Annotated in this window: 20 protein-coding genes and 1 CRISPR repeat array; of the genes, 4 read left to right on the top strand and 16 right to left on the bottom strand. The window is 26.6% G+C overall.

Annotated features, from left to right (window positions below):
* Positions 1–276: 276 nt before the first annotated feature.
* The 6 genes from BM020_RS07115 to BM020_RS07140 form a co-directional block, all read right to left on the bottom strand.
* Positions 277–990, bottom strand: a complete 714-nt coding sequence (locus tag BM020_RS07115; protein ID WP_067145822.1) for a metallophosphoesterase family protein — start codon at positions 988–990, stop codon at positions 277–279.
* A gap of 68 nt (positions 991–1,058) precedes the next feature.
* Complete coding sequence (locus tag BM020_RS07120) at positions 1,059–1,586, bottom strand: DUF2096 domain-containing protein (RefSeq protein ID WP_067145820.1); 528 nt, start codon at positions 1,584–1,586, stop codon at positions 1,059–1,061.
* Entirely contained in the window at positions 1,583–1,852 is a 270-nt protein-coding gene (locus BM020_RS07125) for a DUF749 domain-containing protein (RefSeq protein ID WP_067145818.1), read from the bottom strand. Before BM020_RS07125 ends, BM020_RS07120 begins: the two co-directional genes overlap by 4 nt.
* Positions 1,853–2,381: 529 nt before the next feature.
* Entirely contained in the window at positions 2,382–3,266 is an 885-nt protein-coding gene (gene hdrB / locus BM020_RS07130) for a CoB--CoM heterodisulfide reductase subunit B (protein ID WP_067145816.1), read from the bottom strand.
* A gap of 23 nt (positions 3,267–3,289) precedes the next feature.
* The gene (gene hdrC, locus BM020_RS09855) at positions 3,290–4,246 is read right to left on the bottom strand and encodes a CoB--CoM heterodisulfide reductase subunit C (RefSeq protein WP_074798704.1); all 957 of its coding nucleotides are present in this window, start codon (positions 4,244–4,246) and stop codon (positions 3,290–3,292) included.
* A 354-nt stretch (positions 4,247–4,600) separates the two neighbouring features.
* Positions 4,601–5,041 carry a MarR family winged helix-turn-helix transcriptional regulator gene (locus BM020_RS07140; RefSeq protein WP_074798706.1) on the bottom strand — a complete coding sequence of 147 codons (441 nt, stop codon included), beginning with the start codon at positions 5,039–5,041 and terminating at the stop codon, positions 4,601–4,603.
* Positions 5,042–5,505: 464 nt separating this feature from the next.
* On the opposite strand from BM020_RS07140, the gene BM020_RS07145 reads away from it, so the two are divergent.
* Positions 5,506–6,240 carry an archaeosine tRNA-ribosyltransferase gene (locus BM020_RS07145; RefSeq protein WP_074798709.1) on the top strand — a complete coding sequence of 245 codons (735 nt, stop codon included), beginning with the start codon at positions 5,506–5,508 and terminating at the stop codon, positions 6,238–6,240.
* A 168-nt stretch (positions 6,241–6,408) separates the two neighbouring features.
* On the opposite strand, the gene BM020_RS07150 is transcribed toward BM020_RS07145, so the two are convergent.
* The 6 genes from BM020_RS07150 to BM020_RS07175 form a co-directional block, all read right to left on the bottom strand.
* Entirely contained in the window at positions 6,409–6,663 is a 255-nt protein-coding gene (locus tag BM020_RS07150; protein ID WP_074798711.1) for an exodeoxyribonuclease VII small subunit, read from the bottom strand.
* A gap of 191 nt (positions 6,664–6,854) precedes the next feature.
* Positions 6,855–8,450 (bottom strand): exodeoxyribonuclease VII large subunit, encoded by a 1,596-nt coding sequence (gene xseA, locus BM020_RS07155; RefSeq protein WP_074798713.1) that lies wholly within the window; start codon positions 8,448–8,450, stop codon positions 6,855–6,857.
* A 226-nt stretch (positions 8,451–8,676) separates the two neighbouring features.
* Positions 8,677–10,116 (bottom strand): glutamate synthase-related protein, encoded by a 1,440-nt coding sequence (locus BM020_RS07160; protein ID WP_067145805.1) that lies wholly within the window; start codon positions 10,114–10,116, stop codon positions 8,677–8,679.
* 78 nt (positions 10,117–10,194) lie between these two features.
* On the bottom strand, positions 10,195–10,767 hold the full coding sequence (locus BM020_RS07165; protein WP_067145803.1) for a hypothetical protein: 573 nt from the start codon (positions 10,765–10,767) through the stop codon (positions 10,195–10,197).
* A gap of 152 nt (positions 10,768–10,919) precedes the next feature.
* Positions 10,920–11,750 carry an ion channel gene (locus BM020_RS07170; RefSeq protein ID WP_074798715.1) on the bottom strand — a complete coding sequence of 277 codons (831 nt, stop codon included), beginning with the start codon at positions 11,748–11,750 and terminating at the stop codon, positions 10,920–10,922.
* 343 nt (positions 11,751–12,093) lie between these two features.
* Positions 12,094–12,345 carry a hypothetical protein gene (locus tag BM020_RS07175; RefSeq protein WP_067145797.1) on the bottom strand — a complete coding sequence of 84 codons (252 nt, stop codon included), beginning with the start codon at positions 12,343–12,345 and terminating at the stop codon, positions 12,094–12,096.
* A 670-nt stretch (positions 12,346–13,015) separates the two neighbouring features.
* Between BM020_RS07175 and BM020_RS07180 the strand changes: the two genes are divergently transcribed.
* The 3 genes from BM020_RS07180 (at position 13,016) to BM020_RS07190 (ending at position 14,979) form a co-directional block, all read left to right on the top strand.
* On the top strand, positions 13,016–13,999 hold the full coding sequence (locus BM020_RS07180) for an ADP-ribosyltransferase (RefSeq protein WP_074798717.1): 984 nt from the start codon (positions 13,016–13,018) through the stop codon (positions 13,997–13,999).
* 54 nt (positions 14,000–14,053) lie between these two features.
* Positions 14,054–14,419 (top strand): hypothetical protein, encoded by a 366-nt coding sequence (locus tag BM020_RS07185; RefSeq protein ID WP_074798720.1) that lies wholly within the window; start codon positions 14,054–14,056, stop codon positions 14,417–14,419.
* 212 nt (positions 14,420–14,631) lie between these two features.
* Entirely contained in the window at positions 14,632–14,979 is a 348-nt protein-coding gene (locus BM020_RS07190; RefSeq protein ID WP_074798722.1) for an XkdF-like putative serine protease domain-containing protein, read from the top strand.
* An 82-nt stretch (positions 14,980–15,061) separates the two neighbouring features.
* Here the strand turns inward: BM020_RS07190 and BM020_RS09620 are convergent, their stop codons facing one another.
* From BM020_RS09620 to BM020_RS07210, 4 genes are all read right to left on the bottom strand, one after another.
* Positions 15,062–15,613 (bottom strand): HK97 family phage prohead protease, encoded by a 552-nt coding sequence (locus tag BM020_RS09620; RefSeq protein WP_074798724.1) that lies wholly within the window; start codon positions 15,611–15,613, stop codon positions 15,062–15,064.
* 454 nt (positions 15,614–16,067) lie between these two features.
* Entirely contained in the window at positions 16,068–16,580 is a 513-nt protein-coding gene (locus tag BM020_RS07200) for a hypothetical protein (RefSeq protein WP_074798726.1), read from the bottom strand.
* A 100-nt stretch (positions 16,581–16,680) separates the two neighbouring features.
* Positions 16,681–17,085: a hypothetical protein gene (locus BM020_RS07205; RefSeq protein WP_074798728.1), complete on the bottom strand. Its 405-nt coding sequence runs from the start codon at positions 17,083–17,085 to the stop codon at positions 16,681–16,683.
* Positions 17,086–17,149: 64 nt separating this feature from the next.
* Positions 17,150–17,890, bottom strand: coding sequence for an ADP-ribosyltransferase (locus BM020_RS07210; protein WP_083405384.1), 741 nt, complete (start codon positions 17,888–17,890; stop codon positions 17,150–17,152).
* A gap of 38 nt (positions 17,891–17,928) precedes the next feature.
* Positions 17,929–19,009: direct repeats of the CRISPR family, unit length 29 nt; unit sequence GTTTCCATACTATTAAGTCAATTTTAAAC.
* The last annotated feature ends 9 nt before the right edge of the window (positions 19,010–19,018 follow it).

A 19,018-nucleotide genomic window follows, 5' to 3' on the forward strand; every position in this document is an offset into this window, starting at 1 on the left:
ATTAATTATATTTGATATTTAAATATTATAAAGTTTTATATTTGATTTTTGTATAAAAAATCCATTAAAAAAAATAGGGTAAAAATAGAAAAAAATAAAAAATAACTAGTTTCAAGTACCACTCAAAAGAAAAGAAAAATTAAAAAAATAAAAAATAACTAGCTTCAAGCACCACTCAAAAGAAAAGAAAAATAAAAAATAACTAGTTTCAAGCACCGCTCAAAAGAAAAGAAAAAATTTAGCAGAGGCTTTAACCTAAAATTAAAAAGCTGAGGTCTATAAATCAACAATCTCTACATTGAATTTAGCATCTTCATCTACTTCAATTAAGATTGCATGATTATCTTCAAGCATACCTGGATTTGCTATAGTGGTTTTGCCTACCTTATCAATGGAACATGCTTCGTGTACATGGCCACAAATATTTATATCTGGCTGGAATTCATGAATAGGTTTTTTAACACCTTGGCTACCTACATGAGTTCCATTTTCAATTGTATCTGCTTTAGTATCATATGGAGGTGCATGAGTAAGTAAAATGGTTACTCTAGGAACTGCATCATTTCCAATATAGTCATACTCAGCTAAAAGCTCATATACATGAAGATAAATCTTATCATCATCAATTTCCCCAGGAGTATTAAATGGAGTAGGATTAGATCCACCATAACCCATAATAACTACATTTTCATAGGATATTAATTGATCATGTAAACAGAATGCAGGTCTTTCATCAGGACCACTTTCTTTAATAACATTACAGATTCCTGCAGGGTCACAGTTACCTGGAATCGCAAATACATCCACATCACATTCTTCAACAAGCTCATCAATAAATGGTTTTACAAAACTCAATGGTTCAAATTCAGTAATACTAAAATCTGTAATATCTCCAGCAATTAAGACTAAAGAAATATCTTCATTTTTTAAGTAATTGATTAAATTTTCACTTTTTTTACCGTGTATATCACTAATTGCTAAAATCTTCATTATAAAACAACCTTAAAGCTTTAAATTTAAAAAATAATAAAAGTAATTAGAAAATAAAAAATATCTGTTTATTCCAAGAAGAATGGAGCCATTTCTCTTAAAGCTGATTGAATTTTTGGTTTTTCACCATACAATGCAATTGTTAAATCACTGTCAAATTCCATTATAAGGCCATAATATTCAGCTATTTCTTGTACTCTATCTTCTGCAATTGGATTTTTTAAAGTAATTTTTGCATAAGAAAATCCTGGAGGAGCATTTAAAATAAATTTAGATTGGGTATCGGGAGTTTTAAAGATTTCCTCTCCCTTATTTGCTCTTTGGAGTTTATCTAACCATTCTTCATAGAACCCTTTATCATAAGATTCTGCTAGCGATAATAAAACTCCCTGAATTTCATTTAAAGACATATCTGCTTTAGCCATCTCATTAATCATATCTGGATGAGAAGGGTCCTTTTTATAAAAACCAATTTGAGATTTAACTAAGCCTAAGTCCTTATTAATTTCATTTGGTATTTGAATACCTTTCTTATATAATTCTGTAGAAAGATTAACTATAACCAACCAAGATCGTTCAATAGGCAAAGTGCTCATAAATGTCCTTCCAATATTTTTAAGGTAGTAACATTAACTTTTGCATCTGCTTCTCTTAATTCCCTTTTAATTTCATTGAGATTATTGTATCTATCTAAAAAGAGAACATGGTGACTACCAGTACCAGTAATATCTAAAATAGCGATTTCATCTGAATCATCAATTACATCTCTACCTTCAATAGCTGCTTTAAATTGTACATAAGGACCATACTCTTCAGGAAGATCTTTATATTTAAATATTCCACCTAATATTGCAATAAACATATCATTTCTCCTCATTTATTATAATTTTATAAGATTCATACTAGTTCAATCATTATCCAAATCATAAGATTAATAAATAAATAACTAGTTTAGTTATTAATCCAAGTCCACATAATTTCATAATATAAATTATATGAATATATTTTTAGTTATAGTAATTAATATAGTTTATTATTATACTAATGATTTTTATAAATTTTAAAACTTAGCTCATTAAATTGATTAATTATTAAATTAATCAGTATACTAATGATTCTAAATCATTATGACAAATATAATTTTTATTTTTAAACTATAAAAACATTTGTTAAAAACAAAATAAAGTTTTTTTTATTTAATATTTGCAATAATTATGAATTATTTAAAAAACTAGTATTTGAAAAATATTTTCACAAGTTTTAAAAAAAAAGCATGAAAATGAATCAGCTATCAAAACAGTTTAATCATAGCATTAAAAACAGTTGGTAAAAATGCGAACTTAAAAAATTCTTTAAAAAAAAAGAAAAAATAAGTAGTAATTTCTAACTACTTATTCGAGTTTTGCAAGAGCTTTAGATGAGTCTATTAATTGTGCGTCTAAAGTTAAATCTTCTGCACTTAATCCCATAGCTAATCCGTATAATTGAGCTAAGTGGAATACAGGAATTGAGAAGTCAGTTCCGTATTTTTCGTTTACTTCAGTTTGACCTACATCAAATTGTAAGTGACAGAATGGACATACATCAATAATAGCATCTGCACCAGCTTCAGCCATAGCATCAAGTTTTTCTTTGGTATAACTTAAAGTTACATCAAGGTCTCTAGATCTTAAACCTCCACCTGCACCACAACACATCATTTTGTTGTTGTAAGGTATAGATTTAGCACCGGTGATTTCAACTAATTCATCTAAAATAGTTGGGTTTTCTGCAGATTCCTCAATACCTACTTCATCGGTAGGTTTAAGGAAGTGACAACCGTAGTGTACAGCTACGTTGAGATCTAAGTTTTTGGTGAACATTTCAGAAATCTTATCAAGACCTACATCATTGTATAATATTTCAGCTAAATGTCTTACTTTAGTTTCACCTTTGAATTGTTTGTCAGTAGTTTCAGCTAAAATTTCGTTAATTTCATCTTTTTTAGCTGCGTTTTCTTTTAATAAGTGGTCACATTCACGTAATGAACCGAAACATCCGTTACATTCGGTCATTATTTCTAAACCCATGTCTTCTGCAATAGCGAGGTTACGTGCTGCGATAGTAGCCCAGGTGGTTTGATCGAAAGAACCAAATACACCAGGTGCAGGACAACAGGAAGCTCCTTCCATGTCTTTTAATTCAATGTCTAATTTTTCGAATAACATTCTAGTTGCTTTTTCGATACCAGGATAACGGTTGTTCATAATACAACCTAAGAAATATGCAATCTCCATAAATATTAACTCCTTAAATAAATCTATTCTAATTTTCCAGTTTCCATGTTGAAACCGATTAAATTATCAAATCCACATGCTACACAGATTTTTTGGACTTCTTCTAATGCTTCAGGGAAAGAATGTACTGATGGAGGTAATTCATCAAGTCCAATAGCTTTTCTCAAATCTCTAGTTTTATCGTTGATAGGTACACCATGACCAGTTTTAATTACGTAAGAACCAGTTGCTTTGTGTGAGTCAGCCATGTAACCAGCTTTTGCAGCTTCATTACGTGCCATTTTAATAATATCCACAATTTTTACACTTCTAGGACATCTTTCTTGACAGGTGTAACAAGTGGTACACATCCATAATGCAGGATCAGATATTACTTCGTCTTTAAGTCCCAATAAACATTTTCTTACAATTTGTCTTACTCTATAAGGAGTTCTTCTACCAGAAGGACATCCTCCACCACAGGTACCACATTGGAAACAGTGGTCTACAGTTTCAATTCCAGCATCAACGAATTTTTGAGTAAATTCTTTATCAATATCATCCATTGAATAAACATCATTTTCTTTTAATAAAGTCATATTATCGCTCTCTTCATTTTCTTCTGAAGCATCTTCTAAAGATTCTTCATCTTCTGAAAGTTTATCATCACTTGATTCTTCCTCATTTTCTAAAGAAGCTTCCTCTCCAGGAATTTCTTCAACTTCTTCTTCAGCTTCAACTTCTTCAGAAGCTTCAACTTCTTCAGAAGCCTCTGTATGAATAGGAATAATAATTTCTTCCTCTTCTTCAGGAGCTTCTGCTTCTAAAGTTTCTTCTTCGGAAATAGTTTCAGAATCAGATTTAGTTTCAATTTCCTCTTCTGAAGATGTCTGTATAGAATCAGCAGCTTCTTCAACAGATTCTGCTTCTTTAGTTAAATTTTTATCTATATCCTTTTTTGTCCCACCAAGGAGGGATTTAAGAGTATCTAACACAGACATTGAAAAACACACCTAGGACAATCATAGGTTAACCTCACGTCCTTAATCATAATTGTAATTGTATACTATATAAAGGTTTTGAAAATTTTTGAAAGTGTAAGCTAAAAGGTTACACCATTTAATGATTTTTAGGACTGCCTAAAATTAAATTTTTATCGAAGCCATCAATTTAATAAATCATAACTTCGATTATTTTAAAAGGGGATTTATAAAAATTTATAAAATTAGCAATGAATAAAATTGAAAAATTAAAAAATTAGTTAAAAAAAGAGTTTAATTAATAAAAATAGAAAAAGATCAAGCTTATCATAAGAACTCCGAAAAAGCTTTAAACAAGGCTTTAAAATAGTAGCCTTAAAAAGACTTTTGAGAATTAATATAAAGTTTTTCTAAAGTTTTAGCAAAAGCATACATTTCATCATTAGAAATATCACCTTTAATCTCCTCTTTCCATTCATCAAAGAAAGTCAGTAAACGAACAGATACTTCTTGACCCTTTTCAGTTAAAAATAATAATTTTTTAGTATTATTCTCTGAATCAATCTTTTTAAGAATTAAATCTTTAAGTAATAAATTTTTAGTAGTTTTACTAATATTCGCTTCAGTTACATGAAACTTTTTAACAAGATCTATCTGATTCAATCCTTCATCAGCATAGATTGCTAATAAAATTGGTATCTCACCAATATTTATATCTATGGATCCTACATTTTTTCTAAAATGTGCCTCATAACTTTTTATTAAAGTCATTAAATAATTTACATGCTCTGGAATAATAACACTTTTTTCAATCATAAAATACCTCATTTCAAATAAGAGAATATATTTTCCAAATTTGAAAAATTCAATAATTAATTAGTTAGTTAAAAAGTCTTTAGTGTAATTTACTTTATTTTTTAATATATAAAAAGCTTATTACTATAACTTAATTTAATTAAGTTTTAGCCTATCCTCTAAAAATTTATTGAAATTTAATGAAAATAAGCCTAAATTAAGATTATTTAATGAAAATAAAAGAAATAGATAATTTATAGTATCATTGAGCTGTTTAAATTACTCTTAAATTATTTAAATCATTAAAAAAAATTTTAATAAATATAATCAATCAATATTTCAAAAAATAAAAAAAAATAAAAAAATAGCTATAAATTTTTTCTATAAAATATAAAAAATAAAAACAAATATTTAACAAAATATTAATTAATAAAAACAAATAGAGTAATTAATTGAATTATTAAAAATAAGGAACTTAAGATAAAATGAAAATATTTGAAATTAAAAGCCATGATGGCCCTGGAAGATATGGGAAACTTGGAGATTGGGAAAGTCCATTAATAATCAATAAAGATGATTTTACAATAGCTAAAGATGAATCTTCAGCATACGATGTTGAAAAAGAAATAGCAGAGTGGAGTGTAAGTCAAACTATTGAAAAAGCTAAAACTGTTAAAGATAAGGAAATAGCTGTTATTCAAGGAAGCAAATACATTGATTTACGTATTAAATGTTTAAAAGAACTTGAAGAGCTTGGTTATAATGGATTTATAATAGCAAATGCAGATGACCTGCTTCTTCATCCAAGAGACTTAGTTGATTTAGTTGTTAGACTTAGAGAAAATATGAAGTCCAGTAGCTATTTAATATTTCCATTTGCTGAAGCTCAATTTATTCCCCTTCTTGTTTATATGGGAATAGATGCATTCTTTGATGATATTGGCGAATATTATAGTTATATCAATGTATTGATGAGTCCAACTAAAAATTATGACTTAGAAACTTATAAACTCTATGATATGGACCAGAAAGAGCTTGAAAAGTATAATAAGAACACTGTTGATTTTGTCCTAAGAGAAGTGAGAGAACATATGAAAAATAGTAGTTTAAGAAACCTTGTAGAAGAAAGATCTGCTACAAGCCCTCAATATGCTTCAGCTCTTAGAATATTAGATAAGAACTATTCCGAATATTTATTAGAGCATACTCAACTCTATTAATTTAAAAAGCTATTCTAAATACTTATTATAGAATACCCAACTCCATTAATTTTAAAAAAAGTTAAATGATTATTAAAAGATATTAAAAAAGAAGATTAAAAAATTTAAATAAAGAAGAATTGCTCTTCATTATAGCATATTTATTAATAAACTAATTTTATCAAATCATTAAAAATCTTCATTTTTTACTTCAAATTCAACAACTTCTTTATTTTCATTTACTATCTTTGCAATGGCTTCCTCAGCACTGTTTAATTTTTCATCACATTCTTTAACTAATTTCATAGCTTTATTAAACTCTTCTATTGCATCATCCAATGGAACTTCACCAGTTTCTAATCTATTTACAATTCTTTCCAATTCCTCTAAACTCTCTTCAAAACTAAAATTTTCCTTTTTTTCAACAAAATCCATATCTTCCATTTTATCACCTTAATACTAATTTATTTATTATTTTTATCAAATCAACAATTATTTACATTAAAATATACTATTCATCAAATCAACAATTATTTACATTAAAATATACTATTCATCAAATCAACAATTATTTACATAAAATTACCATTCACCAAATCAAGATTTATTTAATCTATTAAATCAATATTCAACCTTTAAATCACCTTTGTATTTACTTTTCCATCACTAAATTCAATTTCTACCTCATCATCTACTTTTAAATCTTTTGATTTTGAAATAACCTTTCCATTTACTCGTGATACAGTATAACCTCTTTTAATTGTAAGTAAAGGATCTAAAACTGTTAATTTATCTATATATTTACCTAGGTAAATTATTTTCTTATCTAAAATAGATTCTGGATTTTTAATTATTCTAGAATCCTTTAATTCTTTTAAATCCTCTTTTTTATCTCTTAAAAGATTTTTAGAACCATATTCTAAACGAGCTTTAATTTTTAAATACTTTCCTGATTTATCTTCAAATAATTTTTTAGGATTTTTAAATATAAATGAATTCTTATATTCCAATAATTTAAGCTCTTTTTTATAAATTAAATTATCTCCACCATATTTTAGCTTATAGATAAGTTCAAAATATTTATTTGACTTATTTTCAAATATTCTATTCGGATTTTTAAATATAACTGAGCCTTTTAATCCGGATAATTTAATATTGTTATCATAAATAATTTTATTAGAACAATCTATCAATCTTCTTTTTAACGAATCTAATTCAAATTTACTAGCATAAATCATTTCATTAGAGGAGCTTAATAATCTAGACTTTAAATTATCTAGATCCATTGCTTTTTTCTCATAAATCATCTCTGGATAGATAAATAAATTTCTATCTTTAATTTTCTCTAATTTTTCCCCATTATCCTCTTGTTTTTTATTAATCGATTTATTTGCTCTTTGATTTAGATTATTCAAACTATCTTTTACTTCATTTATTTCAGGTACTGCAAGTTCCCCTGCTGCAGTTGGTGTTGGAGCTCTTAAATCAGCTACAAAATCCGCTATAGTAAAATCAATATCATGTCCAACTGCACTTATTATTGGAGTGTCACAGTGAAAAATAGTCTTTGCTACACTTCTTTCATTAAAAGACCATAAATCTTCAATGCTTCCTCCACCTCTAGCAACAATTAAAGTATCTAAATCAAATTGACTATCTGCAGTATAAATTTGTTTAACTATATTATTCATAGCCATATTTCCTTGAACTAATGAAGGAAAAAGAATTATTTCACATAAAGGCCATCTACGTTTAATTGTGGTTATTATATCCCTAATTGCCGCTCCCTCAGGAGATGTTACAACACCTACTTTTTTTGGAAACTTAGGTATTTCTTTTTTATGAGCCTCATCAAACCAACCTAATTCTTTTAATTCTATTTTAAGTTGTTCAAATGCAATATGTAAATCCCCTAAACCATCTTCACTAAGTTTATTAACATATAATTGGTATATTCCATATTGATAGTAAACCTCCACTTTACCTCTAATTAAAACTTTCATACCATTTTTAGGTTTGAATTTAAGTCTACTAGCAACACGATAATACATAACTGCAGGAATTATAGTATTTTCATCTTTTAGCTTAAAATAACAATGCCCAGATGAAATATTTTGCTTAAAATTAGATATTTCTCCCCTTACAAAAACTTTTCTCAGATTAGAATCTCTTTTTAAAACTTTAGATATATGATTTGTAAGTTCAGTTACTGAAATATATTCCTCTTCCATTACATAACCCCATATTTTAATACAAAGTTTATAGAATTACTTATTTATAAATATTTGCTTTTTTATAAAGTTTCTCTAATTATATGATGATTTTATAAAAATACCAAACCAAATAAAACTAAGAACTTTTAATGAGTTTATAAAAATACTAAATCAAATAGAACTAAGAAACTAAAAATAGATTTTATAAAAAATTATTAAAAATAAAAAAAGCTAAATAAAATAATTAAACATGAGGAATATCTGTATAATCTGATATTTCACTGTTGAAAGTAGTGAGATTATCTAAAGATAAATCATGAATATCCTCATGACCTGTAATTCTTGCAAATGTTTTAATTTCTTCTAAAGAAACATTTAAATAATTATATACTCTTTGAGAAGCTATATCAATATCCATTCTCTTTCTTAGGTTTTCATCTTGAGTAGTAATCCCTACAGGACAATTACCACTACCACAAATACGATATTGCTGACATCCTATAGCCATTAATGCAGATGTTGCAACCGCTATTGCATCAGCACCTAAAGATAAAGCTTTTGCAAAATCAGAAGATACTCTTAAGCCACCAGTAATTATTAAATCAATATCAATATTGTTATCATCCAAATATTTCCTTGCTCTTGATAGGGCATAAATTGTTGGAATTGAAGTAGCATCACGTATGATTTTTGGACTTGCACCTGTTGCTCCTCCCCTGCCATCAATTGTAATAAAATCCGGCTCAGCATAAGATATAAATTCTAAATCTTCCTCTATCCTACCAGCTGCAATTTTAACACCTATAGGCCTTCCTTCTGATTCCTCCCTCAAATGACTTATAAGGTCTTTTAAATCCTCTTTGGATTTAATTTCCTCATATAATGATGGGCTTATAATATCTTCACCCATCGGTTTTCCTCTAATTGCCGCTATTTCCTCGCTGATCTTTTTAGCAGGTAAATGTCCCCCCATTCCAGGTTTGGTTCCTTGACCTATTTTAATTTCAATTGCATCAGAATTTACTAAATTTTCCTTTGTTAAGCTATAGTGATTTGGAACATATTCAAAAATGTATTTATAACTGTTTTCCATCTCATCAGCTAATATTCCTCCTTCCCCACTGGACATAGCAGTTTTAGCCATTGCACTTCCTTTAGCAAGAGCTATTTTACTCTCATAAGATAAAGCACCGAAAGACATATGGGAAATATAAATAGGGCTTTCAAGAACCATCGGTTTTCTAGCATTTTTACCAATGATTGTTCTTGTTTTAACCTCTGCATGTTCATCTAAAGGAAATGGATTAAGTTGATTTGCAATAATAAGTATCTCATCCCAACTAGGCATAGGTATTTCTGTTGCCATTGCATTTATTATAGAATTTCCATTTACTGCCATTTCATGAATGTCTGCCATATGGGGGATTGAACTATCAAAGCGTGCAGTTTCCTTAGGATATTCTAATTGGGAGGATGAAAAAGCAGCTTCCTTTTTATCCCCATCACTACCTTCACTAATCTCATTTACAGATTCCTTTTTATCCCCATCACCACCATCACTAATTTTCTTAAATACACTAGCGGGATGTTTGCAAACTGGACATTTTTCAAGTTCCTTAAAAGATTTATTCTCTTTCTCTTCATCAAATTCATATCCACAGATACTACATTTATATATTGCCATTGAAAAGCCTCCAAATGTGTTTTAATTAAATTGATTATTTAATTAGTCTTAATTAGCTTTAAATTAAAATTGAAAAAACTATTTAATAAATATTTCTAAAAGTTCTACGTTCTCATTGTCAACATTATTTTCAATACTTTCTAAAATATCATCAACTGTGCCATCAAATATTGCAAAGGGTAAAGGCATATGTTCATAATCCCAGTAATCAGATCTCTGAATAAAACTAAGTAAACTAAGTGCTTCAACTAAATCTAAATTCTTTTTAGATAAAATCTTTTCCCAATTGCTTTTAAGCTCAAGATCATATTTCTCTTTAAGTAAGTTTACATGCTCATTATAGTCTTCAATAGCTAAACCATACTTAAATAAAATATTTGCAAGAAGATAATTTAATCCATCTAAATTATAGTCTTTACTAAGTACTTCCTTTTTAAAATCATATTCTAAAATGTATCTTTCTTCTAAATCCTTTTCTTTTTCTATTTTTTCCAAAAAATAGATATAATTGTCGTTATATGAATTATAATATTCTTTAAAGTATCCTCTGAATTTGATTAATTCCTTTAATCTATCTTCACAAGACAATTCTTTTATTTCCTCATCTGGAATTTTAGCTATTTCATTAGCTATTTTATAAAAATCATTCATATTGTAACCATAAATTCTAATTTGATAATTAAACTTTATTATTTAAATAGTGAGTAAATTTTGATATAAAATAATTAAAAACACGATTAATAAAAATATAGTTTATATAAATTAAATTAATTAAAACAGATAAATCTTTAATTTAAATAATGCTATTCTTTTTTCTCAATTAAATCAATTAGATAATCCATACGGTTGGATAGATCTTTTACATTTTCTTTGATTTCAGCTAATTCCTCATCATTTGAGATTGTTTTTTCTTTAATTTTATCAATTGATTCCTTTGTCTTGTCTAAGTTTTCTTTAAGAGTATTTACTTTTTTATTAAATTCATCATTTTCTTCTTTAAAGATTTTTTGATTAAAGAAATAAGCAAAAGATGCTGTAAGCACTGAAAACATTAAAACTCCCACTATAAGAAGCAATAAGCTAATAAAATGACCAACAGGGCTTTCTGGAATTATATCCCCATAACCTACTGTAGTTATTGTTTGGAATATAAACCATAAACTCTCATAAATACTGTGAATATTTGGATCAAAGTAATATAAAGTGAAAGTAGAGCCAACAATAATAACTATAAAAATAGCTATTATTTTATCTAAATAAGTGGCATTGAAGAACCTTTTAACATACTTAGAAATATCCTTAAATAGCAATATTACTCTTAAAAGTCTAAGCAGAATGATTAAATGATAAGAATACAATAATTGGCTTGGGAATGGTAGGATTAACAATCCTAATGGTAAAGAAGCAACTAAATCTAGGTAATTTTCTTTTAAAAACTGATTTCTATCTGCTGAATCTAAGTATTTTATTATAAAGTTGATTATTAAGACAATACAAATTAGAGTGTCAAATATAAAAATAAAATCTATATACTCTTGCTCTAGATTAAATAAGATAGAGGCTATAATAAGTAAAACATCTATTATGATTAGTATTGATAAGCTTATATCTAATCTTTCAAACCATGATTTCAAAAGCTTCACCTTTAGTTTTTCTTATTTATTATTCTCTTTTAATTAGATAAATAATTTATTATTTAAAAAATCCAGAAATAATAAAAAAGTATTCTATAGAAAACTATTTTTAAAAAAATAAGAAAAAAGTTTCCTATAGAAAACTATTTTAAAAAAAATAAGAAAAAAGTTTCCTATAGAAAACTATTTTAAAAAAAATAAGAAAAAAGTTTCCTATAGAAAACTATTTTAAAAAAAATAAGAAAAAAGTTTCCTATAGAAAACTATTTTAAAAAAAATAAGAAAAAAGTTTCCTATAGAAAACTATTTTAAAAAAAATAAGAAAAAAGTTTCCTATAGAGAACTAGATTAAAACTTCAAAGAATTCTTTATTTAAATAATTAATATGAGTAATCAATTGTCTTCTTTTCATTTGGAGCAATTTATGATTGTACATTAAATCTTCATATTTCACCCTATCATAATCAGCTCCACGGTCTTTCCTGCACTGAAGTTTCCATATTTCTTTAAATTGTTTACTCATTTGATTTTTAATATTTTCTAACTCTACACTTGCTTCATTAATTTCTAAAGTTAATTCATCTATTTTTCTCATAATACTCCTCTTTAAAATAAATAAATTAACCCAAATATATTATTAAAAAAATCTAACCATAATTAAATTAATTTAGTGCTACTTTATAAATAGAAAAGTAGAGCATTTGAAAACTAATATCTATTAATAATTCTTTAAAAGCTAAATTTTATTTAAGAAATAACTTTTATAAAATCTGTATCAACAACCCTCTAATTTGCTCTAGATAAACTTCTCTTTTAATCATAATGTTTCCCATATTAATATTTTTAAATCAATATAATCTATTTTTAAATTAAATGCTTTCTATAGAAAGCATAGTTTGAAAAATCAGATAAAAAAAAAAAATTATAAAAATATAATATCAAAAATAAATGAATAATGCTTTTTATAGAAAGCACAACCACAAAAAATAAACAACAATGATTCCTATAGAAAGCACAACCACAAAAAATAAACAACAATGATTCCTATAGAATGCATAATAATATATTATCTGAAAATAATTCATTTAAAGCTACTGATCATAGGAGCCATAGTTTCACTTCATGAGAAACTATCATTAAATCATCATTAGTTTCTTCATTTGAGAAAAACACCATATAATGTTAAAATTAAAATAAGGCCATTTTGGGATTGAAATGTAGAAATTGATGGCTACTTTGATATTTACGGTAGTAGTCATGTTCAAATGTTATATCCTGGAGATTTGGAGGGTGGAGCAGAAAATGTTGCTAACTGCCGTTGTTGGTTACAGTTTACTAACATTACTCCAAGTAACCTTAAAACTAGAGGAACCATACAAATAAATCCAAATGTAAACCTGACTACTAATAATGCTAAGACTTATAGTGTAAATACTGAAAGTAAAGGTAAAACTAGAAAACCTAATATTAATGAATATACATCAAGCAATAAAAAACAAGGATTATTCTCAAAAATTAAAACAAGAATTTTAAATATTGGAAACAAAAATACCTCAAAAATTACAAAACCAGAAATCAAATCTAATAAAAATTCTATCAATATAAATTACAATAAAGATCCCCATAAAGTTGTAGAGGTAAATAATAAAAAAATATATGGTGTTGGTGAGTCTATTGAAGACAAATTAGCATTTTCTAATAAATGGGCTATAAAAAAATCAGATTTATCTAAAAAAGAGTATAATTTTGTAAAATTATATTCTGGAGATGTAACAAAAATTTTAAATAATTATCTTAGGGAAATTGCTATTGAACCTAATAATTTTAAAAGAAAATTAATACATGCAAAATTTATGATTAAATGGAATAAATTTAGATTTAAATATCCAAAAGAGTATATGCCTCTAAATGAATATTTAAAAATTTCTGAAACTATCTTTGAAAAAGGAAAAGTTTTGGATGAAGATTTAGTGTTAGTTAGAAGACAATCCCGTCCATTATCTGATTATGCCAATGAAGGAATATATCACTCAGATGCATTTCTATCAACTTCTATTTCAATGAATGTTAAACCAGAACTATATGGTCCATATATTAATTTAATTGTTGTACCGAAAGGTACAAAAATATTTTATATTGAAAAAATAACATCCACAAAAACAGAATATGAAGTATTATTTAATAAGGGATCTGATTTAAAATTCTTAAATCAAGAAAATAAATACATATCTTCTTGGATTTTAATATAAATCTTTATATATATAAAAAAACAAATATATTACTATAAAATAAGGAGGTTAATTATGGTTAGAAGATTAGTTCCAGATTATGATTTTATCATGAATGTTAATGATGATTTCATTGATTCTTTTGTAAATGTTCCTTTAGGTATACCTAATATGTTAATGAATCTCCTTGAAGAAAGAGATGAGGATATCGGTGATAAAAGATTGATTACTTTTATTAATCATCCTGATTGGGAATCATTAGATCAAAACGAAAGAGCAATTACTTATAAAATGTTAAATGAAGGGAAAATAGATGAAGCTCATGATTACCATGTTCAATATGCTCTTGATTTTATTGAAAAATATCCTCAATTTAAACCTATGATTAAAGGAGTCGAAGACTCTAAACTAGGTTTTTTAGAAAATATTTTTAAATTATAAAACTCTTTTTTACTATTTTTTTTATTTTAGTTTCTAACTGTCCACCTTATATATTGAAGAGTGGAAAAAATATTCAAAATAGAAACTAAAAATGTAGACAGCTTTTTTGGTAACCTTAATCTTATTTTATTCATAATAACTATTTTTTTCTTTTTTGAGTATTCTTTTCTCACACTTCCAATTTTATTTCAATAATAAAAGGAATAAGAATCATGATTGTAAAAGGTGCAGTTCTCATACCAAAAATCCCAGACACCGTAGGCGATGTATTGGATGAAGAAACAATAAGAAAAGTATCATTAATCTTTAACCGCCAAGTCAACCTAATCGACGTACAACACTCACTCCAAACAATAGGATCCATACTAGAATCCTACATATGTGATGAAGAAACTACTTTTAAAGGCAATGTTTACCCCAAGGGAACTTGGTTTGTTAGTGTTGATGTAACTGACCAGGAAATCCAACAAGCATTACGTGATGGAGAATACACTGGTTTCAGTATACTTGCAGCACCTTACAAAAGTGTTGAAGATATGAGAAGAAAAGGAGTGAACTGATAAAATGGGTATTAAATTTAAAGATGTTGGTAAAAAATGGAAACCCACTAGCATAAGCATAGTTGATAAACCAGGACATCCATTAGCTGTTTTTGAAGTTTACGAAGACGATGACGAAATTAAAATAATGCCATTTGGGATTGAAATTACTTATAGTGATGATAATGTAGGTGTCCCAATTGGTTGGCATACCAGTTAAACTGATTTTTAAAAGGTTAATATCCTTTATTTCCCACCCATCAGGAATAGTATTGTAATCTTTAATCTTACCCCTGATACTGAGGCCTAGATTAATCCCAATGTCTAACATTTCTTTAATTTCAGCTGCAAATTTAGAACGAATAACAGATTTAATTTTTAATACATTTTCATCTGTATCCATTACTTCTTTGATAGCTCCAATTATTCCATCAAATAATTTATCCTCATGATTTCCATGTAAGTTTTTAGTACTTGTGAGTAGTTGTGTTTTCATGGACTCAATAGCTGATGGTAATATAATATCTCCTTGAAGGTCTTTGTTAGTAGTTGAAGCTATTCCTTCTATGGTGAGTGTTCCATCAGGGTTTAAATCATATGATTTTTGTGTGGATGGTGCATACAATTTAAATTGTTTAATTGTTTCAGTTGACATTTTTAATTCACTATCCATTAAAAAAAAAAAAAAAAATAGTTTTTTGGAGTGGGATTAGGGGTTTAAACCCTATTGGTATAATAAAAAAAATATTAAAAATTTATAATTTTAGAATATTTTATCCCACAGAATGAAAAAAAATAGTAAAATAGTTTTTAAATAGTGGTAGTTACAGGATTTGAACCTGTGTAGAACTATATCCCTTGGTTCTAAACCAAGACCCTTTAACCAAGCTTGAGTAAACTACCAAAAAGAATATAATAAATTTTTTTATAAAAGTTTAAAAGAATATAAAAATATATAATAAATATAAAATAAAAAAAAGGAGGTGACATTCTTTGTCAGAAAAAGACAAAAAGGAAGATGATAAAAATCCTTATCCATTAAAACCAAATGGAAAAGAAAGGCTTAATAAAGGAGCAGATAACAATAAAAAGAAATAGAAAAAACTGCTCTAAACAAATAATTCCAGTAAAAAACAAAGCAAGAAAATAAAACTTAAACATCCACCATATATTAAAAAGGAAAATCCTTTCTTAGCGATGTTTGTTTTATTTTCTATTAATTTTTCATTATCATTAATACAATCTGAATATAATGCAATCATGTCTTTAACAATTGTATGTTCTGATTCTTTTTTTGCTCCTTCTTCCATTAAAAAGGAAGGTTTAGGTGTTGCTGAAAACTTTTTAAAATAATGTGATTTAATAAAGTAATAAATTGAAATTAAATATAAAGCAAGTGAAAATATAAAAAGAACAATTAAACATATATCTGGTTTTGAATTAGATAAAATGTTTATAAATAACGATGCTTGTATTGTAAATATTACTGCTAACACTCCAATCATAGAACTTATTTTTGTATCAACAGATTGAAATCTTCTTTCTTCTTCATCATATCTATGTTGAATATGGCTTAAGATTTCTTTATCTCTTTTAAGTTCTTGATTTTCATCATTAGTCATAAGTTCCACCTTTTGGAAAAAATGGTTTATTAAAAAAGGCCACATTACACAAAAATAGTGCAAGTGACCATAAAAAAAATTAAATGATAAAAAATAATTTCTAATTTTCAGCTAGATACTCATCAATAGGAATAACATTAACAATTTCACGATTTTCATCACGACATATAATAGACTCAATTAATGGTTTAAATTGAGGATAATCTTTAATAAACTGAATTTCTTCTTCATTTTCAAGGTTAATGTTATTAACAACAGAATCCCCTTCTTCTTTTTCAGCTAATCTTTTTCTTTTATTCCTAGCATGATACATTTTTTCAAGAAGATCAGGCCTGTAATTTAAAAAATTATGTCTTTCTTTTTTATAAAATGAATTAAATTCACAAATAACTGACATAATACCATCAGGGATAACTTCTTCAAAGGTAATTAATTCAGCTAATATTTTAGGAGGTAGATTTTTAATTAAATCTATATCCAACCTAGTTACTTTAATTAATTCCATAAAAAAATTCCACCTTATTAACTAATTATTTATTTATTTTGTAAAAAATACTATATAAATTTATTTATAACTTCCATACTTTTTTATTCTTGCTAAGGTCTTCAACATACTTTAAATTAATATTTGGAGGGAATAAAACCTCATAATCTTCTAAAACATTTGTTATTCCTTCAAGATATAATACATTTGTACCTTTAGGTACTAGAATATAATTTAGTTCATCACCATAAATGGAAGTATTTGCATATTCATAAATAGAAGTAGAAGTCAAACCTTTATCATTATATTTAGTTTCATTATTTCTCCCCATGAATCTATCTCTTTCACGACGACAAACAATAATATCCTTTTTAAGAGTTTTTCCATGCTTTGAGAAAATAGTATCAATAAGATTTAATGAGTCATCAAACAACAAAATATGATCCAATACTCCCTTATCTAGAAGTTTATCGTTGACATCCTCCCACCTTTTTATTGCATCTTCTTTTGACAATAATCCTCTTAGATAACCATTTATAGCAGCATCTCCATTATCAGTATATATTTTAAAAAAAGCATATTCTTCTTCACTTAATTCATCAATAGGTACACCAATTTCATGAAGAAAATCATCTCTACTCATTGGAGTATTACCTTGTAATTGATAATGCTTGCCCTCATAATCATATGCCCAATTATGAGATTCATCATTAATCAAATTAACAACAAAAGGTTTTTCTGGAGGTGTCCTATTTCGTTTCCACACACTTACATAAGTACATTTGCAATTAGGATGAATTGGAACATAATTCTTCTTATTAATCAAATCTTATACTATGGATAGGTTCTTCACCACGATTAGCAGTTTCCATACTATTAAGTCAATTTTAAACCTTCTGAAGATCCAGACAAAATATGTTAAACTATGTTTCCATACTATTAAGTCAATTTTAAACTAGTGTAATAACTACTTCCTTCTTTGCTAATAACACCGTTTCCATACTATTAAGTCAATTTTAAACTTACAAGTTTTAGCTTTCAAAATTGTGGATATTCAAAGTTTCCATACTATTAAGTCAATTTTAAACGATTATCTCTTGTTGAGAGTTTGGGTGATGATAATACGTTTCCATACTATTAAGTCAATTTTAAACACTTCTTTTTTCATCCATGCTTAAATTACTAATACTGTTTCCATACTATTAAGTCAATTTTAAACTTAGAGGAACTAGAATAAAAAAAACAAAAACATATTATGTTTCCATACTATTAAGTCAATTTTAAACTATTTCTGGTATTGCTGGTCTACATAGTCTAATTCATTGTTTCCATACTATTAAGTCAATTTTAAACCTTATTTAATAATTCTTCATTACTACATTCTACCTCAGTTTCCATACTTTTAAGTCAATTTTAAACCTGGTGGTAATGATTGTAAAGTTTTAAGTAATGAACGTTTCCATACTATTAAGTCAATTTTAAACTATATTGAAATGATTAAAGAAAGACACCCTTTTAAATAGTTTCCATACTATTAAGTCAATTTTAAACACGGTCAGTAACTGCGAGTATTCTTGCATCATCCAAGTTTCCATACTATTAAGTCAATTTTAAACAATGATTTATACAACTCATCACAAGTACAATTCTTATGTTTCCATACTATTAAGTCAATTTTAAACTATATAAAGTTACTTTTTATTACTTTTTTTAGAAAAGTTTCCATACTATTAAGTCAATTTTAAACGTTTTAATGAAATTGTGCAATGGTTCATATTTAGCGAGTTTCCATACTATTAAGTCAATTTTAAACATAAACTACAAGAAAAACTGGAAAAAAGTAATCATTCGTTTCCATACTATTAAGTCAATTTTAAACCTTATTTCTTTTAAATCTTCTAACATTTCTTTTCTACGTTTCCATACTATTAAGTCAATTTTAAACACTGAGTGT

Origin of the sequence: Methanobrevibacter olleyae (genome assembly GCF_900114585.1) — an archaeon.
GTDB classification, from domain to species: domain Archaea; phylum Methanobacteriota; class Methanobacteria; order Methanobacteriales; family Methanobacteriaceae; genus Methanobrevibacter; species Methanobrevibacter olleyae.

Coding starts and splice junctions, on each gene's coding strand:
- BM020_RS07190 (WP_074798722.1), top strand. CDS start 14,632: ATGATTGTAAAAGGTGCAGTTCTCATACCAAAAATCCCAGACACCGTA.
- BM020_RS07200 (WP_074798726.1), bottom strand. CDS start 16,580: ATGACTAATGATGAAAATCAAGAACTTAAAAGAGATAAAGAAATCTTA.
- BM020_RS07160 (WP_067145805.1), bottom strand. CDS start 10,116: ATGGCAATATATAAATGTAGTATCTGTGGATATGAATTTGATGAAGAG.
- hdrC (WP_074798704.1), bottom strand. CDS start 4,246: ATGTCTGTGTTAGATACTCTTAAATCCCTCCTTGGTGGGACAAAAAAG.
- BM020_RS07125 (WP_067145818.1), bottom strand. CDS start 1,852: ATGTTTATTGCAATATTAGGTGGAATATTTAAATATAAAGATCTTCCT.
- xseA (WP_074798713.1), bottom strand. CDS start 8,450: ATGGAAGAGGAATATATTTCAGTAACTGAACTTACAAATCATATATCT.
- BM020_RS07165 (WP_067145803.1), bottom strand. CDS start 10,767: ATGAATGATTTTTATAAAATAGCTAATGAAATAGCTAAAATTCCAGAT.
- BM020_RS07115 (WP_067145822.1), bottom strand. CDS start 990: ATGAAGATTTTAGCAATTAGTGATATACACGGTAAAAAAAGTGAAAAT.
- BM020_RS07150 (WP_074798711.1), bottom strand. CDS start 6,663: ATGGAAGATATGGATTTTGTTGAAAAAAAGGAAAATTTTAGTTTTGAA.
- BM020_RS07140 (WP_074798706.1), bottom strand. CDS start 5,041: ATGATTGAAAAAAGTGTTATTATTCCAGAGCATGTAAATTATTTAATG.
- BM020_RS07205 (WP_074798728.1), bottom strand. CDS start 17,085: ATGGAATTAATTAAAGTAACTAGGTTGGATATAGATTTAATTAAAAAT.
- BM020_RS07120 (WP_067145820.1), bottom strand. CDS start 1,586: ATGAGCACTTTGCCTATTGAACGATCTTGGTTGGTTATAGTTAATCTT.
- hdrB (WP_067145816.1), bottom strand. CDS start 3,266: ATGGAGATTGCATATTTCTTAGGTTGTATTATGAACAACCGTTATCCT.
- BM020_RS09620 (WP_074798724.1), bottom strand. CDS start 15,613: ATGTCAACTGAAACAATTAAACAATTTAAATTGTATGCACCATCCACA.
- BM020_RS07185 (WP_074798720.1), top strand. CDS start 14,054: ATGGTTAGAAGATTAGTTCCAGATTATGATTTTATCATGAATGTTAAT.
- BM020_RS07145 (WP_074798709.1), top strand. CDS start 5,506: ATGAAAATATTTGAAATTAAAAGCCATGATGGCCCTGGAAGATATGGG.
- BM020_RS07175 (WP_067145797.1), bottom strand. CDS start 12,345: ATGAGAAAAATAGATGAATTAACTTTAGAAATTAATGAAGCAAGTGTA.
- BM020_RS07180 (WP_074798717.1), top strand. CDS start 13,016: ATGTTATATCCTGGAGATTTGGAGGGTGGAGCAGAAAATGTTGCTAAC.